Raw genomic sequence first — 9,561 nt, forward strand, 5'->3', positions numbered from 1 at the left:
ACCGTTGACCCTATGAAGTCAGCAACTCCCCCGAACGGGCATATGCCGCAGCGTTCCGCACCCGAACGCGAGTTCACCATGCGCTTCACGTCGACGCCGCGCGGTGCCCGCCTCGCCCGCCGACTCGTCTCGCACCGGCTGAACGACTGGGGCCACCCCTACACGACCCCGGTCAACGAGACGCTCACCCTCATTACGGCGGAACTCACCGCCAACGCCGTACGCCACGGCCACGTCCCCGGCAGGGACTTCCACGTCCAACTCACCTTGGCCGGGGGCACCTTCCGCATCGAGGTGACCGACACCCGCGCCGAGAAACGGCCTCCGGCCAGTTCCCCGGCGACCGACTCGCTTTCCGAGTCCGGCCGGGGCCTGCTCCTCGTCGCCACCCTCGCGGACGACTGGGGCGTCAGCCCTCGCCCAGCAGCCCCGGGCAAGACCGTGTGGGCGGAGCTGCACGTGCGGGCCCAGGGCCACCCGCCCACGCACCGGGTGGCCCCTGAACCGTCGGAAATCGATCTGCTCCTGGCTACCGCTTCACTGCTGCGCGACGACCTCGGGTCGCGGCCTGAGGACGCCAGCCACGGAGGTCGTCGTCCGTGAGACCGTGCTCGCCCTGCTTCTGCTGACGGTAAGCGGCGAAGAAGTCCGCCGGGGAGCCGCTGTAGAGCATGTCGAACTCGTTGTGCCACTGGTACAGCCACGGCTGGAGTTCCAGCAGGCCGGCGAGGAACGGCGTGATCTCCTCGGTGGACAGCGCGGTGTTGGTGAAGTACGTCGCCAGCGCCTGAGCCTGCTCCCGGTGGTCCCAGCCAGCCCAGCCGTAGAGGTCCGGAGTGGCGGCGTTGGTCTGCCCGTAGGAGATGAACCGCTCCTTGGGCACGTCCAGCTTGCCGCGCGCCCTCCAGTAGGACGGGCGGAGGAAGTCGGCCGAAGTGTACTTCGGCGGCACAGGGATGGAGTCCCGGATCTTCCGCTTGGCCTGCTCGTCCGGGGCGGCGTCCTCCTTGCGCTGGAGGTCCCACACCTCTTCCCAGTCGGCGCGCTTCTTCAGCCCGGAGGGCTTGTAGCGCAGGGCGGAGAGGAAGGGCACATGCTCGTCGGTGATCAGCTCAGCGACGACCTTGGGCAGGTCCTTGCGGGGCGCGTAGATCTTGGCAACGGAGACGAAGTCCTCGTCCCGGGAGAGGGCGTCGGTGAGGCGGGCCAGGGTGAGGATGGTGGGCTGCCCGTTCTCGTTGAACCACAAGTCCCGGTTTTCCATGCGATCGAGCAGCCAGGAGCGCAGGGCCTTCTCCTGGAGCGCGTCCCAGCCCTCAGTGGCCCAGCGGCGCTTGTACTCGGGACGCTCGATCATGCCGATGGCGCGGTTCGACTCGATGGCGTCGATGCGCTTCTGGACGATCTCCCGGTAGGGGGCGGGCCAGTGGGCGGGGATCTCTGTGATGGGAGTGGAGCCGTGCCGCTTGAACCACTCATCGCTGGCTTCGCCTGCGGCTACGCGGCGCGCTAGCACAATCTCGAAGGCGCGCTCGCCGAGGGAAATCTCAGGGATGTTTGGGTGGTTGGGATTGTCGGAGACGCGGAGGTCTTCGGAGTGAAGGTTGTAGAGGGAATATACCTGCCAGTCCAACTCTTCCTGGAGGGCAATCATGCGGGCGCGGGCGGATTCCCAACGGGTCCTAGCCTCACGGAGAGCCAGAGCATCAGGGGTCGCGTCGGCGACCGCTGCGGCAGGGCTGGTGGCAGTGAGCTGCTGAGCGAGACTGTCAAGAGCAGCGCCTACGGCAGTCGGGTACGTGGAGGGGAGGGGAAATTCATAAAGCTTGGTACCGGTAAACTCATAGAAATCCTCAAACGGGATCGTTGACTGCCGGGCACCTTTCGAATCGACGGTACTGCCCTTATTGTGGCTCACTTGCTTCAACCAAAACCCAGCTGTGGAACTATTGAGCAATCCAAGCAACTGAAAGAATTCCTCCTCTTTCGCCCCCTTTCTCAGCTTGATCACCGGAGCCGTCCTAGTAAATGCACGGCCGCTCCGGTCAAGAACTACGTGATTATGAGTAGCTACAAATGCAAAGTTCAGCGACCATGCATGAGCACCGGAATCCTTGGGGAGTTGATGCCATTCCCACCACGGGCGACCTTCACTGAAGTACGTACGCCCAGAAAAGGTTGACCGATTTCCAAGTTCGGTGCGATTAGGCCACAAGATTCGCTCGATATTTGGCATTGATGTGATAGGCGCAATGTTTCGCGAGGCGTCATACGGATGAATCACAGAGCTTCCCTCTGCGATGACAAAGTCGCGCACCTCATCCCCAACGCCAATCAACTTAACGAAAGTTTGCTCAGCGTTGCGCACCTCCAGCGCCCGCGTCGGCAGTGTGAGCGCATCGTCTGCATGAGTATCACCATAGAAGCCAATGCGAACAGCATGCGACTTGAGCGATCCCACAGATGCAGCCGAAAGAGACTCAACCAACTCAAGGCCGCCATCAGTCAAGATCCAAGGCTTTTTGGCGAAGTAGCGTTTTCGATCCAAGTCTTCGACAGAAACCCAAGGACTTAGAGAACCAGGCCTGTCAATCTGATTGACTATAGCGCGCCAGACAACACTATCCCCACCATTCACTGGCACGGCAGGCTCGCCCTGAACACTTCGCACCGTTCGAACGGTCGATCGACGCCCGCTACCTGCACGCCGCTTACCTACGAGAATAACAGTAGGTGTTCCATGACCCGGAATATATGCACCTGAGGTGTCGATAACCTCAGTGAGCTCAACCTGATCACGAAAATATTTTTCGATAAGCTTTACTCCAAACTCACGTTTCATAAAGGAGTTGGCGGTAATTTGCCCCACCATGCCGTACCCGCGACCTTCAGGATCTCCCCGCTTGGCGAGTTCAAAAAACCGCTGGGCAAATGGTACCGACAGGGCGTAAGTACCTGCACAGGCATCATACAGCTCGCGGTACAATGCGTTCAGCTTCCTGTCCTTCACCGTAATGTACGGAGGATTTCCCACGACTACGTGGTAGCGCCCAGGCTGAAGAATCCCTGGGTGTTCCTGGACATCCTCTGTAGCGTAGGTGAATGAAGCCAGCGGATCATTAAAGTCGTCTTCGCCATCTCCTAGAGTCAGCTCCAACTGTCGAGCCTTGATGAGCGAATCTCCCACCGCCAGATGGATCGGCCATTCATATTTCGCCGCCTCCAACAGTGTCCGAACACCGCTCGCCGCCATAGCCGCGACCAACAATCGAAAGCGCGCAATAGCCACCGCGAACGGATTAACGTCCACTCCATGTACCGAGTTCAACGCTTCTCGTACTCGCTCATGCGCATTTCGTCCCGGCTGGCCCTCACCCCACATTCGCACGAGCCGCCGGAATGCCCCCAGCACAAAGTGCCCCGACCCACAAGTAGGGTCGATCATCTTCAGTTCCTCGTACCCGAACTCCCGCACCGCCGGATTCATCGTCCGGTCGAGGATGAACTCCTCCACGAACTCCGGTGTTTGGAGCAACGCATACGTCTTCCGCGCGGCCTCACTCAACCACTGATACAGGTCACCCAGGAACCGCGTGTCCCAGCCCTCGGTGCCGTCCTCGTTCAGCGGGTCGGTGAAGTCGTGGACGAGGACGCCCGCCTCGTCGCGCCGGCGCCAGAACTCGACCAGCTCGCGCGCGCCGTCGTGCGAGAGCGGGATCTGGTACAGCGGGTTGTGCCGCTTGTCGAAGAGGAGCCGGCCCGCCTGGCCCTGGCCCAGTTCGTCGAAGGCCTTCTCCAGCCAGCCGCGGTAAGTCGGGTTGTCGTCCGTCTCCACGTACGCGTCGTACCGCGCCTCCGCCAGCTCGCGCCGGTCGCCGTCCGGCCCGGTCAGGTACGGCTCGGGGATCAGCCGGTTGTCCTCGCAGAACCGGACGAAGACCGTGCCCAGCACCCAGGCCACCGCGACCTGCGTGACCCGCTCGTCCAGCCACGAGTTCCACGTCGCCGCCGTACGCCCGAGCTTGCGGGCCTGGTCGTACTCGGCCCGCAGCCGCGCCTCGACCTCACCGAGTGCCTTGACCTGCTTGCCCAGGTCGGCCTCGACCGCCTTGACCTGCTGCTTCAGGTCGTCCAACAGAACCTTGCGGTCGATCACTTCGCGTCTCCCTCGACACCACTCGCCACGTTCTCGCCGGACCCGCGGTGGCGGTTGCCCACCCACGTGTCCGGAAGCTGGATCCACTCCCCCAGGCCGGCCTGGTACGGCACGGCCACCTGCCCGAGCCTCGGCTCGCGCAACGGGTCACTCTGCGGGACCAGGAGCCACAGCCCCCGCCCGCCCCGCCGGGCCGCCGACGCCAGGCGGTCCAGGACGCCCATCGCGTCGTACCGGGCGAACACCCCGGCCTCCGTCAGCAGGACGGGACCGTCGGCGCCGTTGCCCAGCAGCTCGACTATGCGGGGCTCGACCGAGCCCCACGCCGTCCGCGCGTACTCCGCGAACCGCACCGCGCCCTTCGAGCCCGGCTCGGCGGCGTCCGCCTTGAGCAGGGTCTCCCAGGTGGGCTTGGTGCCCGGCGTGACCTGCGCGCGCAGGGCCTGGAGGAACAGCTCGGTCACCGACACCGCCCGCGCGCCCAGCCGTTCGGCGCCCAGTTCCCGCACCGCGTCCCGGACGAGCTGCTGCCGTACGGTCAACACCCGGTAGCCGTCCCGGCGGGCCGAGGCGAGGAGCCGTTCCTCCGCACGCACCGCGCCCGCGAGCAGCGGGTCGTCCGCGTACCGGGTCACCGTTCCCGTACGCGTCGAGTGCCGCCAGGCGCCCGTCGTGAGGTAGCTGGAGGCATCGTCCACCCGTGCCGACAGGTAGCGGAGCGTGCCCGTGTCCTCGCGCATGCTGAGCGACAGCTCGAAGCCCGCGTCGCGCAGGGCCTTGGTGAGCGGGCCGCCGGTGGGCAGTTCGTGGGTGGTGCCGCCGCGTCCGTCCGGGACGACCAGCTCGGGGAAGCGGGCGCGGACCCGCTCGTGGATGTCCTCGGCGGTCAGGCCGGGCTGCCGCCCTTCCGGCACGCCGTCGATCCGGCGCACCAGGCCGGCCTGGGTGAGGCGCAGCGCGCGGACCAGCGGCAGGTTCCGCGGGTAGATCTCCAGGCGGGGGGTGGCGGCGGCATTGACGGACGCGGCGGCGGACAGTTCGACCATGCGCCGCTCGTCCCAGTCGATCGCGCCGGGCGGCATGGCCACCGCGCCCAGCTCGGCCAGGACGGTCGCGGCCGTCGGCAGGGTGTCGAGCTTGGCGAGGCGGTCGGCGGCGCGGCCCAGCTTGGTCGCGTAGTCCAGCAGGCCGGGCGCGGTCGGGGTGTCAGGCGCGTCGTCCTCGCGCACGTCCAGGGCGAGCAGGCCCGCGCCCAGCGACTCCTCGGTGGCCTTGCGGTTGGGCTGGTGCTGGAACTCGGCCTCGTCGGGGACGAGCTGCTCGACCTCGACGACGGCACGCACCGCCGCCAGGGCCAGCGCGCGCCGCTGCTCGCGCGTGGCGAGCTGGCTGCCGCGCCGCACGGCGAGGGCGTCCGCGATCTCGACGGCGGAGGCGACCCGGCCCATGCCGACGAGGATGTCGATGATCTCGGCCCGCAGGGTGCGGACGGCCGGGTCGGCCTTCCAGCGCTTGCGCTCCTCCTTGAGCATTTGCGGGATGCGCCCGGCGCTGAGGCCCAGCGCCTCGGCGACGTCCTTCTGCTTAGGCCACACCCCGATGTCCGGCAGGACGCCGTGCTCGTCGGGCAGGCGCAGCAGCAGCCGCACCATCTCGGCCTTGTTGCGGTTGGAGCCGTTGTTGTTGACGACCGGCACGAAGATCGTGGCGAGGGCGTCGAGGCTGACGGAACGCAGGGCGCGGGCGGACAGGCCGCGGGCGGCGTCGGCCGTCGCCAGGGTGCCCGCGAGGGCGGACTCGGCGGCGGTGAGCTGTTCCAGCTCCTCCTTCGCCTCCGCGCGGCCCTGGGGGGTGAGCGGCGAGACGGGGGTGGCGCGCAGCCGCTCGCCCCACTCCCGCTGCCGCTTCTGCACCTCGTTGCGGGTCTTGGCGCCGAGGCCGGGGGCGTTGACGAGCTTGCGGCGGCTGTAGTCGAGGAGTTCGCCGACGGTGGTGATACCCAGGCCGTAGAGGAAGGACTGGGCGGCGCCGGTGAGGCCGGAGACGGTCAGCGGGGTGTCGCGGGTCACCTCGGCGGCGAGGCGGTCGCGCTGCTGCTCCGCGGTCTCCGGCTCTGCGTCCGCGATGGCGCCGCGGGGGGTCTGCTCCGTGCCGGTGGCGTCCGCGGCGGAGCCGGTGCCGGCCGGGGCCGGGTGGCGGGTGCGGTGGCTGGAGGGGACGGTGCGCGAGGCGTCGAGGAAGATCTTGCGCCAGGCGTCCCGCATCGGCTTGAGCTCGGGAAACCGCTTGCCGACGTCGCGGTGCAGGGCCTTCTGGAAGAAGGCTACGAGCCCGTCGCGCACGGCCGGGTCGAACGCCTCGGCCGCGATGGTCGGGTACGGCCACTCCTTCGGGTCCGTCATGCGGGGCGGGACGCTGCCGTCGCCCCACTTGGGCAGCTCGCGCGAGGCCATCTGGTGCAGGGTGACGGCGAGCGCGTACCGCTCGGCGTGGGAGTCGTAGGTGCCGCGCGTGATGACGTCGACGAACGGGTCGAGATAGCCCTCGGTGCCCGCGTCGGTGTTCTTCGCCGGGTACCCGGCGAGCGAGAAGTCGATGAGGACCAGCTCGCGGGTGCGGTTGGGGCGGACGCGGATGGCGATGTTGTCCGGCTTGATGTCGCGGTGCCAGACGCCCTCGCCCTCCAGGAAGTCGACGGCGCCGAAGAGGTAGTCGCCGTATGCCTCCAGCTGGTCGACCGGGAGCCGGCCCTCGTCGCGGAGCTGGCGGGCCACCGTCTCCTCGCGGCGGCGGGGCGCCTTCCGCTCGCCCGGCTCGCCGCTGTCGTCCCGCTCGTCGCCCACATACTCCAGCGCGAGGACGGTGCGGCCCGCGATGCGCAGGGGCTCCGGTTCGACGAGGCGGATGATGCCCGAGTGGGGGCGCAGGCGACTCATGACCTCGGCCTCGCGGACGAGGATGTCGCCCCGGCTGTCGGACAGGGCCACCTTCAGCACGGCCAGCGGGCGGGTGCGGCGCGCCTCGGCCTCCAGGTCACGGACGAGGAAGGCGCGGCTGGTGGAGCCCGTACCGAGCCGGCGGCGCACCTCCCAGCGGCCGTCGAGCACGTCGCCGGGAACCGCGTCGAGCGGGTCCTTCTCGGGTGCGGCGGCGGTCTCGGGCGCACCAACGGAGGCGGGGGCGGTGAGGGAGTCCTCGACGACCTCCAGCATCTCCAGGAAGTCGTCGACGCTGTGCAGGCGCCGGTCGGGGTTGTACGCCGTGGCCGCCTGCACCAGCTCGTCGACGTCCTCCGACAGGCCGTCCACCAGGGAGCTGGGCCGCAGGCCCTCCCCGGCCTCAAGGCGGGCGCGTAGCTCGGCCTGGCTGGCGGCCGGGGCCTTGTCGGTGACCAGCAGGTAGGTGAGGACGCCGAGGCCGTAGACGTCCAGGGAGACCGGGTCGGGGCGCAGTGCGGTCAGCTCGGGCGCGAGGTAGGGGTCCTCGTCGTCGGCCAGGTGCATCGCGGACAGGGCGGTCGGGGCCAGGCGCGTCCCGCCCTGGGAGGAGTCCCCGCCGCGCTGGGTGGCGATCTGCCAGTCGGAGATCTGCAGCCGCGGGCTGAGCCAGGCGGCCTCCTCGCCGACCGCCTTCCCCTGGCCGCCGTCCGGGCGGGGCAGGACGTGGATGGAGCGGGCGGTCAGGGCCCGGTGGTGGATGCGCTTGGCGTGCGCGGACCGGATGGTCTCGGCGAGCTGCCGGACCAGGGCCATCCGGCCGAGAATGTCCAACTTGGCACCGTACTGGACCAGGTACTCGTCCAGCTTCATCGTCCGCGGGTCGTAGTCGAAGACCAGCGCGGGGCCCGCGGGGTGCCCGGTCGGGAAGTACTGCCGGTAGGAGACCGCGCCCGGGTGCCGGAACCGCTGCAGGACGGCCGCCTCGCGGCGTGCGGCGTTCTCCACGGACTGACGCAGCGAGGCGTCCGAGCCGCGTTCGCTCAGGTACACCCGGACCCGGGCGCGCTCGGGCAGCTCCGTGTGGTGCGCCTCGTAGTCGGCCCAGGTCCGGCCGGAGTCGAAGGGGCGCCGCTTCAGCTCGTAGGGGCCGACCTTGTACTCGGCCTCGCTGCGGCGGATGCCGATGCGGTCCAGCTCCGCCTTGACGTGCCGGGAGTCGATCGCGGTGAGGCGGCGCCGCTCGTCGCGCGGGGGCTGCTTGAGCATCTCGACCAGCTCGTCGACGGTGTACACGCCGTTCTGGTCGTGGGCGGACAGGCGCACGCGCAGCCGGTCGTCGGTGAAGCAGACCGCTTCGCCGATCCAGACGCGCCGGCCGCCCTGGCCCGGCCCGATCAGGCTGGACAGTTCCTTGGCCTTCTTGTTGACCAGGTGCAGCGGGTTGCCGTGCGTGCGGCGCCGGCCACCGGGGGTGGTCTGCACCCAGGTGCCGTTCTCGGAGGTGACCGAGCCGTGCCAGTCCTTCAGCTCGATCATGTACACGCCGCCGGGCGCGACGACCAGCAGGTCGACCTCGCGGACGTGGCCGGTGTGCGCGGTGAAGGTGAAGTTCGACCAGGCACGCCAGGTGTCGGAGTCCGGCAAGCGCTCCCGGATCGCCTCCAGGCCGCGGCGTTCGTGATCGAACTCGGACTCGGTGACCGTGACCCACCGGCCTTCCCGCATGCCTGTCCCCACTCGTCGTTCCCACAGGACCCGTCACCCCACCGTCCGGGCCCAGCGGACCGATCTTAGTGGTTGCCGGATACATGGGAAGAGGAGTCGAAGGACGGGACTATAGGGCATTCGGACCGTGCCGCCGAAATGCCGGTTTTCGACGTCACATCCCTGTAGGCGAGGGAAGCTTCAGTCTGTGGCGTATCCGGTGAAATCGACCCAGACGGACGGGAGACGGCGAACCTCGGGCCGTCCGCGTCCTTGGAGTCCCGGACGTGCACGGCCCGCGGCGCGTGCGCGACCTCTACGCAGTCGTCTCCCTGGGACCTGCTGTAGCTGCTCTTGAACCAGTGCAGTTCGCCGCCGGTGCTCATAGCGCTCCTCGCATTCGCGTCGAGAGTTCCGCCGGGGCCGCCGGGGACAGTGCCTGTGAGCGCATCCTGGCACAGCGCATCTGCATGAGGCTGACGTCTTTCGGGCTGGAGATCAACGCCCGGTCTATTGTCCTTCCGAGTACCCCAGCCACGGGTGGTCCTGCGTCTCCAGCAGCCGCGTCGGACCGCCAGTCCCCGCTGCCGCCCGGGGTGGGGGGGGGGGCGGGCCCCCCCCCCCCCCCCCCCCCCCCCCCCCCCCCCCCCCCCCCCCGCCCCCACCCCCCCCCCCCCCCCCCCCCCCCCCCAACCCCCCCCCCCCCCCCACCCCCCCCCCGACGGAGGGGACCAAGCAGACCAACGCCCACCCCCGCACCCC

Annotated in this window: 3 protein-coding genes and 2 pseudogenes; 1 reads left to right on the top strand and 4 read right to left on the bottom strand. The window is 68.6% G+C overall.

What is annotated here, in order from left to right; genetic code table 11:
* The first annotated feature begins 42 nt into the window (after nucleotides 1-42).
* Nucleotides 43-603, top strand: a complete 561-nt coding sequence (locus tag AB0L29_RS14855) for an ATP-binding protein (protein WP_365827022.1) — start codon at nucleotides 43-45, stop codon at nucleotides 601-603.
* On the opposite strand, the gene pglX is transcribed toward AB0L29_RS14855, so the two are convergent.
* From pglX to AB0L29_RS14875, 4 genes and pseudogenes are all read right to left on the bottom strand, one after another.
* The gene (pglX, locus tag AB0L29_RS14860) at nucleotides 530-4,156 is read right to left on the bottom strand and encodes a BREX-2 system adenine-specific DNA-methyltransferase PglX (RefSeq protein ID WP_365827024.1); all 3,627 of its coding nucleotides are present in this window, start codon (nucleotides 4,154-4,156) and stop codon (nucleotides 530-532) included. The genes AB0L29_RS14855 and pglX overlap by 74 nt on opposite strands.
* Nucleotides 4,153-8,820: a BREX system serine/threonine kinase PglW gene (pglW, locus tag AB0L29_RS14865; protein WP_365827026.1), complete on the bottom strand. Its 4,668-nt coding sequence runs from the start codon at nucleotides 8,818-8,820 to the stop codon at nucleotides 4,153-4,155. The genes pglX and pglW overlap by 4 nt, the downstream gene beginning before the upstream one ends.
* Nucleotides 8,821-9,000: 180 nt before the next feature.
* Nucleotides 9,001-9,185: pseudogene (locus AB0L29_RS14870) on the bottom strand (DUF397 domain-containing protein).
* Nucleotides 9,182-9,384: pseudogene (locus tag AB0L29_RS14875) on the bottom strand (Scr1 family TA system antitoxin-like transcriptional regulator); the annotation flags it as partial. The pseudogenes AB0L29_RS14870 and AB0L29_RS14875, both read right to left, overlap by 4 nt.
* Nucleotides 9,385-9,561: the final 177 nt, after the last annotated feature.

This window comes from Streptomyces sp. NPDC052701 (assembly GCF_040678355.1).
Classification (GTDB): domain Bacteria; phylum Actinomycetota; class Actinomycetes; order Streptomycetales; family Streptomycetaceae; genus Streptomyces.